Raw genomic sequence first — 16,412 nt, forward strand, 5'->3', positions numbered from 1 at the left:
TGGACATACTTCGTACGGCGCCGTCGGAGTGACCGGGAGCGCTTGGCATGACGGAGGCCGCTTACGGCCGGGCGGGAGCGATGTGATCCGTGTTCTTCTCGTCGAGGAGACAGACCTCGTGCGCGGGGCACTCGCGGCCCTGCTGACATCCGAAGAGGACATCGAGGTGGTCGGGGAGGCACAGGGGAACGAACAGACCGTCACCCGGGCTCTGTTGTACCGGCCCGATGTGGTCGTCATCGACATCGACGGCGGTGCGGACAGGGCGCTCTGCGCCTCGACGGAGCTGGGCGTGCGGCTGCCGGAGTGCCGGACCCTGCTGGTGGCCGGCTCGACGCCCCCCGATTACCTCAGACAGGCGCTGGCGGTGCGCGTCGCGGGCATCATCGGCAAGAACAACCCCTGCGACGCCCTCGCCGCGGGGATCCGCAAGGTGGCGGCGGGCGAGCGGTTCGTCGACCCGGAGCTGGCGGTGCTTGCGCTTTCCTCGGCGGAGAGCCCGTTGACCCCGAGGGAGCTGGAGATTCTGCGCCTCGCGGGGGACGGCACGCCGACGCGTGAGATCGCCGACCGGCTTTCGCTGTCCGTGGGAACGGTCCGCAACCACCTGAACGCGGCCTCCAGGAAGACCGGGGCACGCAACCGCATCGACGCCATCCGGATCGCCCGGGAGTCGGGGTGGCTGTAGGCCCTTGTAGGCCCCGGTTGCGGCCCCCGGTTGCGGGCCCCCTTCAAAGGCGGCTTCGCCACCGCTTCGCTCCGCCGCTCCCGACGGCGGCCTGCGGTTGCTCCAAGCCGCCCCAGTGGCCGACCAGTTCACGGTAGAGGGCGCAGTCGGCGGTCAGCTGGTCGTGGGTGCCGATGCGGCAGCGCGGGCCGTCCATGACGAGCACGAGGTCGGCGCGCAGCGCGGAGCTGATCCGGTGGGCGCAGACGATCAGGGTGGCCGGGCGGCGGGCGAAGGCGCGTTCGGCGACCGCCTCGGCGGCGGGGTCGAGGTGGCAGGTGGCCTCGTCGAGCAGGACCAGGCGGGCGGGCGGCAGCAGGGCGCGGACGAGGGCGATCGACTGGCGCTCGCCGGCCGACAGCCGGGCCGGGTCCACGGCGGCGTCGTAGCCGCCGAGGCGTTCGGTGAGCGGTCCCGCGCCGATGGCGTGGACCGCGGCGTCGAGATCGCGCTTGGTGGCCTCGGGGTGGAGGTAGGCGAGGTTCTCGCGCAGGGTGCCCGCGAAGACGTACGCCTCCTGCGGGATCAGCACGCGGGACCGAATCAGCCGGCCGTTGTCCTGCGGCCGGACCGGGACACCGCCCAGGCGGATGCGGCCGGCCTGCGGTTCGAGCACCCCGGCGATGAGCGCGGCGAGGGTGGACTTGCCGGCGCCGCTGGGACCGACGACCGCGAGGTGGGTGCCCGTCGGCAGGTCGAGGTCGAGATCCTGGACGACCGGTTCGGCGGAGCGGGCGTAGCCGAACGTGACGCCGCGCAGCTCGACCCGGCCGTCCACATCCCCCGGTTTCCCTGAACCGGCGGCCCGGGGCGGGTCTTTCCCCGTCTCCTTTGCCGTCGCCGGGGACTCCTTGTCATCCTCGGCCGCCTCCAGGATGCGGCCGATGGTGACAAGGAGCCACAGGCCGCTGCCCCCGAGCCCCTGGACGAAACTCCGCAGGGCCGGTTGCAGGCTCTGCGACACATAGGTCAGCGCGCCCATGATCGCGCCGGCCGTCGCCCCGCCCCGGACCAGCCACGGGGCCGCGGCCAGGATGAGCACGACGGGCAGCCAGCCGCCGACGCCCAGGGCGGCGGTCCGCAGGGCGGTGAGCCGGGCCAGGGCGCGGGCCGCACTCGCCGCGTCGTCGATACGGACACCGGCCCGGCCGCGTACGCGTTCCTCGGCGCCGCAGGCCGTCACGTCCCGCAGGCCGCCGGCCACCGCGCCCCCGTACCCGGCGATGGCTTCGTCGGCGAGGACGACCGCCCGCTGCCGGGCCGCCATGGCCCGCAGGGCCGACAGGAAGAGTCCAAGACCGGCCGCGAGGGGCGGCGCCACAAGCAGGAGCAGGGCGGGATCGAGTGAGGCGAGGCCGATCAGCACGCTCACCGCGGTGACGGCGAAGGTCTGCACGAACATCACGACCGCCCCGTACGCCTCCCGGGCTATCTCCACCTGCTCGGTCAGCCGGGCCACGCCCGCCGTGTCCGCGGGCTGCCCGAGGCGGGCGGAGCGGTGCAGCGTGCCGGTGGTCACGAGATCGACCAGAACGTCGCGGAACGGCTCGACGATCCCGGCCAGTTCGAGCGTGGCCCGCCGGGTGCCCCAGGCGCCGACCAGGACGGCGCAGGCAAGCAGTCCGAGCCAGCCGAAGCCCGCCGCGCCGCGCCCGGCGAGAAAGCCGTCGTCGACGGCCATGGCCACGAGCCGGCCGGACAGCAGCGCGGGCACGGCCTGCACCAGCGACCAGCCGGTGAGCCGGATGAGCTCCCGGCGCCGCGTGTGCAGTGCGGAGCGCAGCAGACCGCGCGGGCCCCCGTTCACCGCATGCCCCCGTCGAGTTCCGGTTCCGGCGAGAAGACGGCCCGGTACGCCGGCTCCGCCCACAGTTCACGGTGCGTGCCCTGCCCCTGGACACGGCCCGCGCCGAGCCACACGACGAGGTCCGCGCGCGCGGCGGTGGAGGCCCGGTGGGTCACGACGAGCCGCGTACGGCCCGCAAGCGCCCCGTCCCCCGTCAGCACCTGTTCGATGTGGTGTTCGGTGACGGTGTCGAGGCTGGCCGACACGTCGTCGAGGACGAGGACCCGGCCGGCCTGTACGAACGCGCGCGCGAGGCCGACCCGTTGGGTCTCCCCGCCGGACAGCGGGGCCTCGTCGAGCGGGGTCCGGTACCCCTGGGGCATGGTCCGTATGAAGGCGTCGGCGCGTGCGGCGGCGGCCCCCGCAAGGACCTCCGCGTCGGAGGGCGTCCGCGGCCCGAACCCGATCGCGTCGGCGAAGGTCTCGCCGAGCAGCACCGGGCGTTCGAAGCCGTACGCGACGGCCCCGCGCAGCTCCGCGCGGTCCACGTCGCGCAGCGGCACCCCGTCGAGCCGCACCTCGCCGCCGTCCGGGTCGGTGAGGCGCCCGGCCAGCGCGGCCAGCAGGGACTTGCCGGATCCGGAGCGCCCCACGACGGCGGTCAGGGCGCCCGCCGGCAGGTCCAGGTCGACGCCGGCAAGGACGGTGTCGCCCTCGGCGGTGCGTACGGTCACCCGGTGGAACTCCAGGCGGCCGCCGCCTGTGTCGGGCAGGCGCGTGCCGCCGTACGCCGGCACGGGTTCGTCCAGTACCTCGGCGACCCGCCCGGCGGTGGCGCGTGCGAAGGCGAGCCGCCTCGCCGTGGCCACCAGTGAGCTCACGCCGGTGGCCAGCAGGACGTACTCGCCGGCGGCCAGCATCTGACCCGGTGTGATGCGGCCCCGTGAGAGCTCAAGGCCGGCCACGGCGAGCACGGCGATCGTAAGGAGGGGGACGATCGCCGCGTCCCGCGCGGAGACCCGGGCGTACGCACGCCACAGCCCCATGCCGTGGCGGTGCAGTTCGGGCAGCGGCTCAAGGACCCGGTCCGCCTCGCGCGTCGTGGTCCCCGCCGCGGTGATGGTGCGGATTCCCGCGAGCGCGTCGGTGAGCCGGGCGGCGATCCGGCCCTGCGTGGCGAAGTAGCGGTCGTTGAGGTCGGAGACGTCGCGGACGAAGGAACGGACCACGAGGACGATCAGCGGCAGTCCGGCGCAGAAGGTGAGGCACAGCCAAGGGTCGATCAGGGCCAGGGCAACGATGGCTCCGACCGGGGGGATCAGGTCGGTCACCCCCCACACCAGGCCCGCCGGGGCGCTGCCGGCCCGGGCGGTGTTGCCCACCAGGCGCGCCACCAGGTCACCGGGGGTGTAGCGGCGGGTGGCGCGGGCGCCCATGTCGAGGACATGCCCGAGCAGGGAGTGCCGGAGCCAGGCCGTGGAGCGGGAGTTGGCGACGGCACCCGCGTAGTCGTCCGCGGCGTCGCACACCACGAGGAGCGCGACGGCGACGGCGGTAAGGGTCAGCCAGAGCGACGAGTCACCGCGTCCGAGGACGGCGTCGACCGCGCGGCCCATGAGGGCGGGCAGGACGACATAGACCGCGGCGAGCAGAAGGGACGTGGCGGCCAGGACGCCACCCCAGGCACCGCCTCGCCGGACGGTCGCAAGGAGCAGACGGTCCGCCGCACGTCGGTCCACGGGCCGCTCCCGTCGTCGTACGGTTTCAGAGAAAGGGGCGGGGACACCGGAAGCGTCCCCGCCGTAGTGGTGAGAACTAGCAGAACAGCAGGCTGAGACGGCTGCCTGCGTCTCCGCCTCCGGTGCAGGCCTTGCTGGCCCGGCTGCCAGGCGGCGGACGGTGGCCGTTCTCCGGTTCGATGGTCAGCCCTTGGAGTTCGAGGAGTGACATGGATTCCTCACCTCCTCTCTGGTACTCGGATGGGGACGGGAACGTCGGGGGGTGCGGCCGAATCCGGTGTCAGGAACGGGAGTCCGGTGGGACGGGAGTGGAAGGCGGCGCCCAGGGCGAGCAGGACGCCCGCACCGCCGGTGGCCAGGTCCATGGACAGCCGCATCAACTGCTCGCCGGGGAAGGCAAGCCGGCCGTCGAGCAGGCAGGCGTGGCGGGCCAGACGGCGTACGTGGTCCGCGATCAGGGGGTCCCGCGCGACCGCCGTGCCGGGCGGGTGCGGGTGGCTGAGGTGGAGGATCATCCCGGCGAGGCCGTCGAAGAGCCCGGGTTCGATGTAGAAGGACGCCCTGGCCGCCTTGCGGATCGCGTCGGCGGCGGCCGAGAACTCCTCGTCCGCGCGGTGCGCCAGGTACGCGTCGAGGACCATGCCGATGCCCACGCTGCCGTCGGCGAGATAGGGCATGGTGCGGAAGCCCTCGTTCACCTCCATCGCGCCCTCCTCGCGCACGAGGCAGCGGCGCAGGTCCTGGCGGAGCGCGGTGGCGGCCAGGTCGAGGTGGGCCGGGTCGCCGCCGTGTTCATACAGGCGCAGGAACATCAGCGCGGGCCCGGACGCCCCGTACATCAGGCCCGCTCTCGGATGGGCGCCGCCGCTGGTCGTCGGCACTGCGTCGGCCGGGCCCAGGCGGTCGGCGACGGCTTCCGCGACGCGGTGGGCGGCGTCGAGGCAGGCGGCGTCGCCGGTGGTGGCCGCGAAGTGCAGCAGGTTGAGGCCGATGCCGGAAAGCCCGCTCTTGAGGTCGAGGGCCAGGGTCTCCCAGCGCTCGCCCAGGCACATGTCGAGGGCCTTGGCGGCCTCCTCGTGGCGTCCGAGGTGTTCGAGGACGTACGCGATGCCGTGCATGCCGTTGTAGAAGCCGAGGCGGGTGCCGGGTTCCGGGTTCAATGCGCGCCGGATCAGCCAGTCCTCGTGGTCGGGGTGGCGTCCTGCGCCCGTCACGTCCAGCGCGTACAGCACGCCCGCAGCGCCGTGCGCCAGGTCGAGGCCGCCGCCCGGAAGGGCGAACTGCTCGATGTCGCCGGGGAAGAGCCGGTCGTCGCGCTGCGGTGTGGCGGCGGCCAGGATGGCGCCGGAGATCGACTCCCGCGCGCGCAGCCAGCCGGAGTGGTCGGGTTCGATGCGGGGCACGTCGTCCGCCCGGGCGGTCATCCCGCCGTCGCCGGTGATGGTGCGTACGGCCTCGTCGAGGAACCGGCGGGGTACCGGGAACAGTTGGACGGCTTCCCTGGCGAGCTGCCCCGCCTTGCCTCCGTCCAGGTCGATCAGACCTGTCAGCGGCATGAAGAGGAAGAGCCTCAGGCAGGCCAGCGCGTACCGGTCGATGTCGAAGCCTCTGGTCCCGCGCGGGGCGAGGAAGCCAGGAGCCGCGAGGACCTGCTGCCGCGCCTGCGCGACGTCCGACGCGCCCTCGAAGTCGATCAGCACCACCCTGCCGTCGGGGCGGACCAGGACGTTGTCGCTGTGGACGTCGCCGATCACGATGCCCCGCTCGTGGACGGCGGCGACCGCGTCCTCCACCTGCCGGGCGATGTCGAGGGCCCAGGAGGTGTAGTCGGCGAAGGCACCGGCGTCCGGGTCCAGTTCGGTGAGCGGATAGCGCTCGACGAACTGCCTGTGCAGGGCCGTCCCCTCGATGAACTCCTCTACGAGGAAGCGGTGGCCGCCCAGTTCGAACTGATCGCGGAGCGCGGGGACGCAGGGCAGGCCGCTCAGCCGTTCCAGGGCGTCCCGCTCGCGCTCGAGGCGCACGACGGCGTCCGCGCCGTCCGGCGTGAGCCCCGCGTGGGGCCGGGCCTCCTTGAGGACGACACGCTCCTGCGTTCGGGTGTCCACCGCGGCGTACAGTCCGCCCGCGTTGGAGAAGTGCAGCGCCTTCTCGATCCGGTAGGGCAGGTCGGCGACCGTGGTCCGGCGGCTCTCGGCGAGGTGGGGCTCGAGGAATCCGGGCAGCCGCACCCACGGGGGCGGCTGGAAGGTGGGGCCGCGCACATCGGGCACCAGACGCCCGGAGGGATCCTCCACCGCCTGCTCCAGTACGCCGTCGGCCGACACGCAGTACCGGTCGGCGAAGGCCCCGTACCTGACATGGAGGGGACCGTCCCCCCAGCGCAGATCGCTGAGAATGTACGGTCCCGGCCTGCCGTCGAGGACGGCTCCCAGCTCGGTGAGCACACACTCACACTGGGCCTCGTCGGCGGGGTAGACCGTCACGAACTTCCCGCTCGAACCGCGATACGCGTACTTCGTGTTGGCGAGGAACAGGGCATCCATGCCGGGAAGGAACTTGAAGGCGATACGGCGCGGGACGCAGTAGTCCCACACCGCTTCCAGGATCGACTCCGCGTTGTCCGGACACGCCGAGACGTGGATCTTCCAGCCCTGCGGCGGGAGCACCACGTCGGTGGGACGGCAGACCAGCCACTCGCCGAGTTCCTCGCGGACCCATGATGCGGAAAGCGGACGCCCGGCCTGCGGGAAGCGGCCACGCGTCCGGCCATGGTGCGGCGCATCGTAGAAATGCGGGTGAGTGAGGCAGTACACCTCGTAACGCTTGTCCACGAAAAGCCTCCCGGTCAGGCGCGCGCTCTCCTCCTGGGCGGATGCCTCGCAGTGCTGGGGCGGCGCCGGACGGCCGGGCTGATCAGGCCACCTTCCCGGAGCCTCTTCTTCCACGATGGCAGTGTTCGTGGGCACGAACATCGTTCGTCTGTCATCGGACGTCCATGAGATGCGCATGGCCCACCCGTGCGCATCTCATGGAGAAGTCGGTCGGTATGCCGCCTCCTGGACACGGCCGGTGTCCCGCGAACGGGCGGCTCGGTTACCGCAGACGGACCACGATCGCTTTATCCGTGCGGCGGACTGGTGAGGCCTGGAACCCGAAAGGTCCGTTCCCTCACCAGGAGGTACCCCATGCGTCTGCGCACGATCCTCGCCACAGTCGCGCTCACCACGGCCGCCGTCATCGGCGGAGCCGGCGCGGCCGCCGCCGATCCCTTCCCCGGCGCCTACGCCGTGGGCGCGGCGAAGTACTCCCCCGGCATCCTCAGCGGCAACGTCGTCCAGGTGCCCGTTCATGTGCCCGTCAACGCGTGTGGGAACACAGTGAACGTCATCGGAGCTCTCAACCCTGCAATTGGCAACCGCTGCTTCATCAGGTGAACCGACCCGTGAGGGCACTCACTTCATCCCCGTAACCAGACCGTTCCGCCTCACGCCGAACGGCTCCCGCCCCGTCGCGTACCGGATGCGACGGGGCTTTCCCATCTCTGGAGACCTCATGGCCCGGCCCCTGGTTGCACCGGGAAAGTGCCGGGCGGACGATTGAGGGAGTAGGTCTGTGGCCGCCAGGACGAGGGGCCGTCCCACAGCTCCGCACCCATGAGTCCGATGAGAACGACCGGAGGTGGCGGGCGATGACCAAGTTCATGGATGTCCACCACGACATGAAGGGCATCACTGCCGAGCAGCTCTCGGCAGCACACAAGGCGGATCTGGCGATCGAGGGCGAGGAAGGGGTGCACTTCGAGCGTGCGTGGGCCGACCCCGACGACGGAGTCGTGTACTGCCTCTCCGAGGCACCCTCCGCGGACGCCGTGAAGCGCATTCACGAGCGCACAGGACACCCGACCACGGAGATCCACTCCGTACCGCTCTCGGTCTAGCCCGGCCCAAGGCGCCGAAAGGGCCCCCGCCGATGGTGGGGGCCGCATGTCACCCCTGCTTAAAACGTTCCTGCATGGGCAACAGATGGTGGGGCGGGTGGGACTCGAACCCACGGCCGACGGATTATGAGTCCTTTTCGGATCTTCCGAACAGGTCCGAGTCTTGCCTCGATAGTGCTGTTTCCGCAGGTCAGACGACTGCGCGCATGCGCTTCGCGTTCTGTCTTTCCTGGTCCTTCCTGGTCCTTCCGTCCACTGCGTGTCCACTACTGGGCCCTGCGACCCCATCGTGGAGCGCCGAGCGAGCAGGCCCCAAGGCATCGGTGCAGGTTGCGGTATCGCGGCACTGAGCGATCTGAACCCACGCGCAGCGGAGTTCCTTACCGACGAACAGGGGCTCCACCCTCTTCGCCCGAGGGTGGAGCCCCACGGCATCTTCACTGGTCAGCCGCCTACTGAGAGCGTAGTTCGTGGGCACTCCGAACACGTCGACGCCTCCGCGCTTCGTCACCCAGGCGCCACGCCTCAAGGGCGAATTGGGCTGGATCGTGGGTCACTGAGAGGAGGGCAAGCCGAGGAGACATCAATGGACACACGAACGAGCGCCGACGGAATCTTCCCCGAAAGGTTTTGGACATATCTAACCTCAGAAGTCATGCCTGCGGCACGCGAGGCTGCGAAGCCCTTTGAGTCGGCCCAAACGGAAAAAATTCTAGTCGAAATTAGCACACCCAGTAACGACACCGGGACGGTTGGACGCCTATTGGATTATGTCGACTTTCAGTTTCGGTGGGCCCTGGCTGTTGAGCCTCTCCTGTCCGAGGAATCCGCCTACGCGAAAGCAATCGGGTTTCCCTTTCGCATCAGTCCAGCCAACTTCAAAGAGGGGATATTTCAGATCACAAGCCTTGAGGTTGGCTCCGTCAAGGCGAAACTCATAGCCACCGCCGAGGCTCTGACAGTCCTCATGGGCGCACTGACAACCGCCGCCGTAACCTTTACAGCGGTCATGGGCATGTCTCCTTACGAGTTCACGATCGAGCAAATTGACTCTGGTAAGCCCTCTGACGTGCACGCTCCAGCCCTACCCAAACCACACGAAGACCAGGTAGATCAATTCTGCTTCAGCCCTGCGCCGTTCGAAATCGTGGTCGACATCACGCTGTCAGATGGCCACGAAGTGAGAGTTTGCGCCAAAGTCCCCCAAGGCAACTCACTGAATACCGACAGGCTTTACAGTGACACTATGCGAGAAGCGGCTTCTTTCGAGTAATCCCCGGCGTGGGCTGAATCGTCACACCGAGGGGCCCAAGCAGCAAATGCGGACGTGCGCGCGGCCCCGGCTGTCGCCGGGGCCGACGTCGTGATCAGCCTGTGTGGATGTCCGCCTGGTCCTCTTCGACCTGCCGGTGGTTGGCCGCCCGGATGCGTGTGAGAAGCCCGTCCCGGTCGGTTCGGCTGTTCATGGCGTCGTGTAGCAGGTCCGCCATCAGGTAGGTGGGGCCGATGGTCAGGGCTTCTTTGATCGCGTGGCGGGCGGTGACGATGTCGTCTTGGCGCCAGGCGACCCACGAGAGCAGCGTGAGTAGCGGCAGGGCCATGCGGCTGTGCGGCGGGACGCAGCGCCGGGCGAGGTAGGCCCACAATTGCCGGGCGATCGGAAGGTCGTCGCCTTCGCCGTACACGAGGGCGTTGTCTCGGGCCCTGGGGTCCTGCAGGCCGATGATGATGCGGGCGGCTGTCTCGTCCATGAGCTGCGGGTTGCCGTTGTGGAAGTCCTTGAGAGCTCCGCTGATGATCTTGGTGGTGTTGTCTCGGGTGAGGAGCTGCCCGAGGCGTGTTTGGGTCTGCTCCTCGATGTCGGCAGCCACGTCCTCGAGGGCCGCCCGGTAGCGCGCTGCGTTCGTTGTAGTCGGACGGTATTCGCTGGCTACGTCACTGCTGCTGCGGGCGACGGTGCGGCCGAGTCGAGCGAGCTGGGCTGTGACGCTGTTCGGGTCGTCGGGGCTGGGGAGCGGCTCGCCTTCACAGCATCCGGGGAGGTCGCACTCGTATCCCCACCAGCGGTTGCCCACAAGGCCGATGGTGTGCCGGACGGGCGCGAGGCCGAGGTCGTCGAAGATGTCGGCGAAACAGTCGGCCAGGTGCATGAGGAGTTCAGCGGTCTCCTCGGCGGTCTGGCCGGGGCGCGGGGTTCGGCAGAGGAAGACGACGATGTCCTGGATGTCATGCTGCCCACGCCCCTGGGTGACATGAAGGAAATGGGGTGCGAAGGCTTCGGCGACTGCTTCCCAGGTGGCGGGGTCTTCGGGAAGCGGCAGGGTCATGGTCGGTCCGGTACCGAAGCCGGTGGCGATGACCCCGTGAAGGACGATGGTGTCCTCGGGTCGGTAGCCGATGAGGTACGGCATGATCTCGGCGAACCCTGCGGGGCCGTCGATCTTGATGCGAGGGTCGGAAGCGGTCACGAGTGGAACTCCTTCGTGGGGTTGGTGTGCTGCTTGCTGTCGGTGGCTTCGGCGTTGGGCTGGTACACGGCCCCCGGGGTGGGCTGTTGGACCTTCTTCGGTTTGCGGGTGAGCGCGGGCATGAGTTGGTCGGGTACGACCGAGCCGAGCGAGGCTGCGAGGTCGTCGGTGTTCCGCGTCGCGACGGTGGCGTGCCAGGTGCGTCCCGGTTGAAGGCGGGCGTCGTTGGCGGCTTGCGCTTCGGCCTGTTCGATGTCTGTGCCGTCGGGGATGGGCGGCAGGTTGGGGCCTGCGGTGATCCAGGTCTGGATGACGAGGCCGCGGGGCTGGACGCGAAGGCCGAGGCGGTGGCCGTCGGGATGGTGGTAAGTGGCGGTGCGGTCAGGCGTGTCGGTGTCCTCCTTCTGCCAGGGGGGTTCGAGGGCAGGGGCGATCTGGTCGAGTGGCGGCACGTCGATCGCGTCGCGGGGCCCGGCGAAGGACGGGCGTCGGCGGCGAGCGGTACGGGTGGTGCCGGGCCGGGTGAAGTCGTTGGGCTCGGTCACGCGGCCGCGGTCTCGACTTCGTCGAGGAGCGCGAAGGCCCGGCGCCAGGCGACGATGGTGTTGGCGGTGTCCATGTAGCGGTCGCGTTCCTCGAAGGCTTCTTTGGCTTCGGCGCGGGTCTTGGCGTAGTCGTCCTCGGGGGCCAGGGAGTCGGCACAGCCGATGAGGCAACGCGGGCCCAAGTCCCAGACGATCGCGTTGATGGCGGCGCACCCGGCGGACAACGCGTCGATGTCGACGCCGTACCAGTGGAAGTCGTGCGGGTTGAGGCCGAGGTCGCGCAGGCGTTGGGCGACGGAGCGGAACATGGTGCCGCTGCCGACGGCGGGTTCGTGGAAGGACATGCCCGGCTTGGCGAACTCCTTGTCCACTGTCACGTTGGCCATCAAGTCGGTGATGCACGCTGGCGTGTGGTACTCGCCGCGCCACTTCTTGTCGCTCTTGTGCCGCAGGCCGGTAAGTAGAGGGCTGAGGACGTCGGCTTCGGAGCGTTGCCAGGGGTCGTCGTGGCCGGTCAGGTCCAGAAGGCCGGTACTGATGGCGGCGCGGGTGACGGCGTGGACAGCGCGGAGCTGCTGCTTGTCGGGGTCGGGGTTCCAGGCCCAGTCGTGCAGGCGTAGCGCGCGGTTGATCAGGTCGGGGCGGTTGATCCAGTGGCCGAGGTAGATCTCCGTGAACAGGCGCGGGAGTTCCTCGGGTTGGAGGTTGAGTATCCAGTCGGCCAGGCCGGGCACGTTGCGCACCAGGCACAGCGCGGCGACGGTGCCGAGGGGTACGTCGATGCTGTTGCCGCCGAAGTTCTGGTACCAGGCTTCGAGGACGTTCTCGGCGATCTTGCGGGCGTGGTCCTGGGGGTCGCGCGGGCCGAAGTATTTGCGTGCAGTGTTCTTGCCGGTGGTGCGGGTGGCGGCCTTGGACCTGGGCGGGGGCTTCTTCGCCCACGACGGTGCGGGCCGCCCAGTGGCCTGGGTCGCGGCGCGGGGCATGAAGTCGTCGGACATGGCTGCGAATTCCTTTCTGCGGGCGCGCATGGGACCGCCCCGGTGCGCGGAGTGCGCGGCCGGGGCGGCGGAGATGCTGTGCGGGGCGTGGGTCAGCTGGCCTGCTGGAGGGTCGTGAGGGTGACGTCGAGGCCGCGGACCTCGACCGCGAAGGCGGCTTGCTGGTGTCCGGCCTGGCGCAGGCCGCCGATGAGGAACATCAGGGCCACCTCGTCGAACTCCATGTCGCTGGTGGCCTCATCGAAGGTCAGGTGGCGCAGCTCGTCCGGGCGGTTGTCGAAGCCGACTCGCAGGGTGTCTTCGATGTCGGCCAAGGTCGCGGCGGTCTGCGCTTCGGTGAGGGCGAGGAGCGCGGACCAGGAGTTCAATGTGGCGTCGTCCACGGGGAGTTTCACGGGCTGGTGCCTTTCGGGAAGGCCGTGCCCGGCCGCGGCGCGGCCGGGCACGGGCGGGGTCAGGAGGTCGCGCGGGTAGGGAAGGGGTCGTGCCGGTGGTCGGGGTGGCAGGCCGCGTACAGGCCGCCGGGGAGGCGTTCAGTGATGACGCCCCATCCGGCCCAGCGCATGACGGCGAGGTAGCCGAGGTCTCCGCCCGCGAAGCCGGTCCGGCCCTTGGCGTCGGGGTCGGGGGCGATGAATACGAAGCCGGGCAGCTGTCCGGTGTCGTCGGGCAGGACCTGGAAGCCGGGGCGCAGTTCGTGGATGCCGTCGGTGTGGATGGGCGGGAGGCCGGCGGAGGTGAGGATGCGCACGGCGTCCTGGACGCGCGGGTCGTCGTGGTGCTCGGGCAGGGTGCCGACGCCGGTGTGGATGGGGAGTTGGTGCAGGGTGCGCCCGATGCTGGCCTTGAAGATGTCCATGAGGAGCAAGGCGTCGTCACGACGTCCGGCGTGGCGCATCGCGATGGCGGCGACGATGGCGATGGAGTGCCGGTCGTGGGCGAACAGGCGGCGGAGCCGCTCGACGGTCATGCCGGTGCTGGCCTGCATGTGGTTGAAGGAGCGGTGCGCCGTGCTCAGGGCTTGGGCGACGTGCTGGGGTTCGAGTCCGATCTGTTTGGCGAGTTCGAGGACTCCGGGCGAGTAGTCGGTCATCTGGCCTCCAAGAGGAACGTGCGCGTATGGGTGCACCCCCGGCCATGAGGGCCGGGGGCACGCGCTGTTGGGGTGAGGTTCGGGTGTCTTGCCCCGAATTCCTTACTTATATCTTAATGGCAAATACCCAGAATTCAAGTTTTGCACTGGAATTCCCTTTCAATCCCGAATTCCCATTCCCTTTAATTCGCGGCGACCGGAATGAGGTTGGGCCAGCGGACGGCCTCCAGCGCACGGCGGTGCGAGTCGGGCACGGGCACGGTCGGGTAGCCGAGCCAATCCAGGCCCATCGCCGCGAGGATCGTGGCGTCGGCCTGGTCGTAGCGGCCCGGCCCTTCGCACTCGATGCCGTACCGCTCCACGGCCACCGAGCGCACCATCCCCTTCGCGACCCTGGAGCGGTCCTTCTTGGGCCACTCCTGGGCGGGATTAGCCCGGCCGGTCGCGTAGATCGTGCGCCCGTGCGGGGTCACGACGGCGTACGGGATGCGGTGACGCCACAGGTACTGCGTGACCAGCCACCACAACCCGGCCAACTCGTGGTGCCCGGCCTGCCCGCCCTGGGCGTACGCCGCGCCCTCGACCACCACCAGGTCCACGCCGTCCCGCACGCTCAACGCCACGGCCGCCACCAGCCAGTCCAGACGTTCGTGGCTGCGACGTCGGCCGGGCCGGTGGGCGAACGCCCAGTTCGTTCCCGCGATACCCGTCGAGGTGAGCGAGAGGTCGAGGCCGACGACGCGGGGCTGCCACTGCCCGGCGTCCTGGACGCTGGGCAGGGTCACCGGGGCGCTCTGGAGCTCTGCGGTCACGCGTCGCTCCCCCGTTAGCCGAAGAGCCTGGCCGCTCACCGGCCGCCCTCACTGATTGCCAGGCGGTGCTTGGTGATGAGCCGGTCGGCCTCGGTCATGGCCGGGCCCTTGTACCGGTCGACCCACTCGCCTTCGTAGCTACCAGTCGGGCCCCACAGGTACCAGCCGGTGTCGTGGTAGCCGTCACGAGGATTCCTGCGCCGGTGGCCCAGCTCCCACCAGCCATCCCGCCAGCGCCACAGGCGCTTGGCGTCCGTGTCGTCCACCCAGCCGGCCCGCTCGGCCAGGGCCTGCAGGCGCGCCACTTCGGTGCGCAGCATCGCCGCTTCAGCGGCAGCGTCCAGGTCCCGTGGAGCGGTGCGCGCGGAGCCGCCCGTACGGGACGCGGGAGAGTCGAGGTGTAAGCCGAGCTGCATCACCGCTTCGTCTCTCTGGCGGGCGACGCGCCGCAGCAGGGCGGCTGCGCCGTGGGCTCCGCGGCCCTCCAGCCACGTCGCGGTGGCATCGATCTCGACACCTACGGATCGGTCGTTCATCTGTCAAACTCCTTCGGCGGGGCCGCCCCGGCACACGCCGGGGCGGCCCTTGGCGTGGCGGCTACGGGCGGGCGGTCTTGGGGTCCTTCTGGATGCAGTTGCCGGACTCCGGCATCTGTCGGCGGCCCGCGACGAGGTCCTTGAACCGGGCGCCGGGACGGAACTTCACGCCCCGGCTCGCGCCGACCTCAATGGACTCCCCCGTCTGCGGGTTGCGCCGAGTGCGGGCGGGGCGCTCCTCGGGCGTGAGGCTGCCGAAGCCGGTGACGGAGACGGCTTCTCCGGCGGCGACGGCGCGGACAATGGCGTCGAGCGTGGCCTCCACGGCGAGAGCCGCCTTGGCACGGCTGCCGGTCGCCTGGGCCACGACCTTGATGAGCTGGGCCTTGTTCATGGGGTGTTCCTTTCGGATTGCTTTTTGGGCCGCAGGAGTTGAGGGGCGGGCGCGCCACGCGGTGGGCAGGGGCCTCAGTCCGAAGCCGGAGTCCGCGTCGTGGTCGCACACCGGAGCACGAGCAGGTTTCTCGTAATTCAAAAATGGCACCTATCTCTGATCAGCTGGAGTGGTGATCAGGAACCGATGGCCCGCTTGCGGGCCCGGCGTTCCTGCTGGGCGAGCCGGTCGGCCTCCAGGCACAGGGAGCAGACGCGCTCCTTGCGCCGACGGTGAGCACGGGCTCCGGCTTCGGTGCCGTGGGTGATGGGCCGCAGCTTTGGTTCGCGCAGCTCGGCGGGGTCTGTCCCCGGGCCGGTCACGACGACCTGCCCGTCCCGCCAGAGACGCCCGCCGCAGACACCGTCGAAGCGGCTGCATCGTGGTGCAACGACTTCGATGCACCGCGCCCGGAACGGGCAGCTCTGGCACGTCTTGAAGAGCGTGAGGACCAGCGGCGGCACGACGCGTGTGGCTATCTCCTTCGTGGTGAAGAGGTCGTTGCCCGCGCAGGGCGCGTCAACGACCCACCCGTTGCCGCTCATCTGCTCCTCCTCCCGGGCTTAGGCGGTCGGCGGCAGCGGCATCAGGCGCACCTGATCGCTGGTGCTGAGGCTGTGCGGGTGGGCGTAGTCGCCGGGCAGAGGCATCAAGTGCCGGTCGGCCAGGGCGGGGAGGGCGAGCACCTGGCCCAGAAGCCGAGTCAGGGCGGTGTCGCAGGCCGACGACCACCGCGGGTGCGGGCTGCGAAGGGGTGTGCCGTCGTCGGCGACGCCTTCGAGGACCTCGATGATCCGCCCGGCGGCGCGACCGTCGACCACGAGCGCGGTCGCCTCCGGGTGATGCTCGCGGACCAGCTCGGCCACGCGGGCGGCCCGATCGGCCGGGGGCAGCTCCAGCAGCCACGAGTTGCCGTCACTAGCTGAGTTGCGGTGGACCGACGCCCACGCCGGGGAGGTGTAGGGCGCGAGCGCGGTCTGTATGTCGGACTCGATCTTGTCTGCGATGTAGTCGAGCGGGTGCTCGCCCTCGTCCGTGCCCTCTCGGTTGGACCACAGTTCGGGGCAGCTACTCAGAGGGCTGGGCTGCTCGCCCAGCACACCGTCCAGGTCGAGCGTGCGCGAGCTGTAGTAGGCGAAGGTCACGTAAACCGCCCCCGGGCAGGCGGCGCGGATCTTCGCGGTGATGTGGTCGAGCACCGCGATGCAGTGCGCCTTCTCGATCCGCCGGGACTCAGCTTCCAGTTCCTCGCGCTGTTCGCTGAGGATGGCCAACTGGTCGTGTGCTGCCGGTGTCATGGCAGGGGTGTCCTCTCTCTTCTTCGGGGTGAAG

At 70.0% G+C, this 16,412-nt stretch carries 18 protein-coding genes; 4 read left to right on the forward strand and 14 right to left on the reverse strand.

Features of this window, described 5'->3' with window-relative positions; all coding sequences use genetic code 11:
• Positions 1–82 precede the first annotated feature (82 nt).
• Complete coding sequence (locus ACFWY6_RS00765) at positions 83–688, forward strand: response regulator transcription factor (protein ID WP_384684558.1); 606 nt, start codon at positions 83–85, stop codon at positions 686–688.
• 43 nt (positions 689–731) lie between these two features.
• Here ACFWY6_RS00765 and ACFWY6_RS00770 read toward each other — a convergent pair whose 3' ends face one another.
• The 4 genes from ACFWY6_RS00770 to lanKC all read right to left on the reverse strand — a co-directional run bounded on the left by ACFWY6_RS00770 (position 732) and on the right by lanKC (position 7,086).
• Positions 732–2,534 carry an ATP-binding cassette domain-containing protein gene (locus tag ACFWY6_RS00770; protein ID WP_384684561.1) on the reverse strand — a complete coding sequence of 601 codons (1,803 nt, stop codon included), beginning with the start codon at positions 2,532–2,534 and terminating at the stop codon, positions 732–734.
• Positions 2,531–4,252: an ABC transporter ATP-binding protein gene (locus ACFWY6_RS00775; protein WP_384684564.1), complete on the reverse strand. Its 1,722-nt coding sequence runs from the start codon at positions 4,250–4,252 to the stop codon at positions 2,531–2,533. The genes ACFWY6_RS00770 and ACFWY6_RS00775 overlap by 4 nt, the downstream gene beginning before the upstream one ends.
• 76 nt (positions 4,253–4,328) lie before the next feature.
• Entirely contained in the window at positions 4,329–4,463 is a 135-nt protein-coding gene (locus ACFWY6_RS00780; protein WP_384684567.1) for a SapB/AmfS family lanthipeptide, read from the reverse strand.
• A 7-nt stretch (positions 4,464–4,470) separates the two neighbouring features.
• On the reverse strand, positions 4,471–7,086 hold the full coding sequence (gene lanKC / locus ACFWY6_RS00785; RefSeq protein ID WP_384684570.1) for a class III lanthionine synthetase LanKC: 2,616 nt from the start codon (positions 7,084–7,086) through the stop codon (positions 4,471–4,473).
• Positions 7,087–7,440: 354 nt separating this feature from the next.
• On the opposite strand from lanKC, the gene ACFWY6_RS00790 reads away from it, so the two are divergent.
• The 3 genes from ACFWY6_RS00790 to ACFWY6_RS00800 all read left to right on the forward strand — a co-directional run bounded on the left by ACFWY6_RS00790 (position 7,441) and on the right by ACFWY6_RS00800 (position 9,465).
• The gene (locus tag ACFWY6_RS00790) at positions 7,441–7,689 is read left to right on the forward strand and encodes a chaplin (protein WP_384684573.1); all 249 of its coding nucleotides are present in this window, start codon (positions 7,441–7,443) and stop codon (positions 7,687–7,689) included.
• Positions 7,690–7,943: 254 nt separating this feature from the next.
• A complete protein-coding gene (locus ACFWY6_RS00795) occupies positions 7,944–8,192 on the forward strand; it encodes an SCO4226 family nickel-binding protein (protein ID WP_384684575.1) in 249 nt (82 codons plus the stop codon).
• A 586-nt stretch (positions 8,193–8,778) separates the two neighbouring features.
• Positions 8,779–9,465: a hypothetical protein gene (locus ACFWY6_RS00800; RefSeq protein ID WP_384684578.1), complete on the forward strand. Its 687-nt coding sequence runs from the start codon at positions 8,779–8,781 to the stop codon at positions 9,463–9,465.
• Between the two features lie 94 nt (positions 9,466–9,559).
• Here ACFWY6_RS00800 and ACFWY6_RS00805 read toward each other — a convergent pair whose 3' ends face one another.
• From ACFWY6_RS00805 to ACFWY6_RS00850, 10 genes are all read right to left on the reverse strand, one after another.
• Entirely contained in the window at positions 9,560–10,660 is a 1,101-nt protein-coding gene (locus ACFWY6_RS00805) for a DUF4192 domain-containing protein (RefSeq protein ID WP_384684581.1), read from the reverse strand.
• Positions 10,657–11,205, reverse strand: a complete 549-nt coding sequence (locus tag ACFWY6_RS00810; protein ID WP_384684584.1) for a hypothetical protein — start codon at positions 11,203–11,205, stop codon at positions 10,657–10,659. Before ACFWY6_RS00810 ends, ACFWY6_RS00805 begins: the two co-directional genes overlap by 4 nt.
• Entirely contained in the window at positions 11,202–12,206 is a 1,005-nt protein-coding gene (locus ACFWY6_RS00815; RefSeq protein WP_384684587.1) for an N-6 DNA methylase, read from the reverse strand. The genes ACFWY6_RS00810 and ACFWY6_RS00815 overlap by 4 nt, the downstream gene beginning before the upstream one ends.
• 92 nt (positions 12,207–12,298) lie before the next feature.
• Positions 12,299–12,589: a hypothetical protein gene (locus tag ACFWY6_RS00820; RefSeq protein WP_384684590.1), complete on the reverse strand. Its 291-nt coding sequence runs from the start codon at positions 12,587–12,589 to the stop codon at positions 12,299–12,301.
• Between the two features lie 71 nt (positions 12,590–12,660).
• A complete protein-coding gene (locus tag ACFWY6_RS00825) occupies positions 12,661–13,299 on the reverse strand; it encodes a hypothetical protein (RefSeq protein WP_384684593.1) in 639 nt (212 codons plus the stop codon).
• A gap of 182 nt (positions 13,300–13,481) precedes the next feature.
• On the reverse strand, positions 13,482–14,111 hold the full coding sequence (locus ACFWY6_RS00830) for a hypothetical protein (RefSeq protein ID WP_384684596.1): 630 nt from the start codon (positions 14,109–14,111) through the stop codon (positions 13,482–13,484).
• A gap of 35 nt (positions 14,112–14,146) precedes the next feature.
• Positions 14,147–14,647, reverse strand: coding sequence for a hypothetical protein (locus ACFWY6_RS00835; RefSeq protein WP_384684599.1), 501 nt, complete (start codon positions 14,645–14,647; stop codon positions 14,147–14,149).
• Between the two features lie 61 nt (positions 14,648–14,708).
• A complete protein-coding gene (locus tag ACFWY6_RS00840; RefSeq protein WP_384684602.1) occupies positions 14,709–15,041 on the reverse strand; it encodes an HU family DNA-binding protein in 333 nt (110 codons plus the stop codon).
• Between the two features lie 176 nt (positions 15,042–15,217).
• Positions 15,218–15,625: a hypothetical protein gene (locus ACFWY6_RS00845; RefSeq protein WP_384684605.1), complete on the reverse strand. Its 408-nt coding sequence runs from the start codon at positions 15,623–15,625 to the stop codon at positions 15,218–15,220.
• 18 nt (positions 15,626–15,643) lie between these two features.
• On the reverse strand, positions 15,644–16,378 hold the full coding sequence (locus tag ACFWY6_RS00850) for a hypothetical protein (protein WP_384684607.1): 735 nt from the start codon (positions 16,376–16,378) through the stop codon (positions 15,644–15,646).
• Positions 16,379–16,412: the final 34 nt, after the last annotated feature.

The sequence above is a fragment of the Streptomyces sp. NPDC059037 genome (assembly GCF_042740015.1).
Taxonomy (GTDB): Bacteria; Actinomycetota; Actinomycetes; order Streptomycetales; family Streptomycetaceae; genus Streptomyces.

Excerpts from the sequence above, each read along its gene's own strand:
- ACFWY6_RS00835 (WP_384684599.1), bottom strand. The coding sequence starts at position 14,647 with ATGAACGACCGATCCGTAGGTGTCGAGATCGATGCCACCGCGACGTGG.
- ACFWY6_RS00825 (WP_384684593.1), bottom strand. The coding sequence starts at position 13,299 with ATGACCGACTACTCGCCCGGAGTCCTCGAACTCGCCAAACAGATCGGA.
- ACFWY6_RS00795 (WP_384684575.1), top strand. The coding sequence starts at position 7,944 with ATGACCAAGTTCATGGATGTCCACCACGACATGAAGGGCATCACTGCC.
- ACFWY6_RS00800 (WP_384684578.1), top strand. The coding sequence starts at position 8,779 with ATGGACACACGAACGAGCGCCGACGGAATCTTCCCCGAAAGGTTTTGG.
- ACFWY6_RS00790 (WP_384684573.1), top strand. The coding sequence starts at position 7,441 with ATGCGTCTGCGCACGATCCTCGCCACAGTCGCGCTCACCACGGCCGCC.
- ACFWY6_RS00840 (WP_384684602.1), bottom strand. The coding sequence starts at position 15,041 with ATGAACAAGGCCCAGCTCATCAAGGTCGTGGCCCAGGCGACCGGCAGC.
- ACFWY6_RS00845 (WP_384684605.1), bottom strand. The coding sequence starts at position 15,625 with ATGAGCGGCAACGGGTGGGTCGTTGACGCGCCCTGCGCGGGCAACGAC.
- ACFWY6_RS00815 (WP_384684587.1), bottom strand. The coding sequence starts at position 12,206 with ATGTCCGACGACTTCATGCCCCGCGCCGCGACCCAGGCCACTGGGCGG.
- ACFWY6_RS00780 (WP_384684567.1), bottom strand. The coding sequence starts at position 4,463 with ATGTCACTCCTCGAACTCCAAGGGCTGACCATCGAACCGGAGAACGGC.
- ACFWY6_RS00850 (WP_384684607.1), bottom strand. The coding sequence starts at position 16,378 with ATGACACCGGCAGCACACGACCAGTTGGCCATCCTCAGCGAACAGCGC.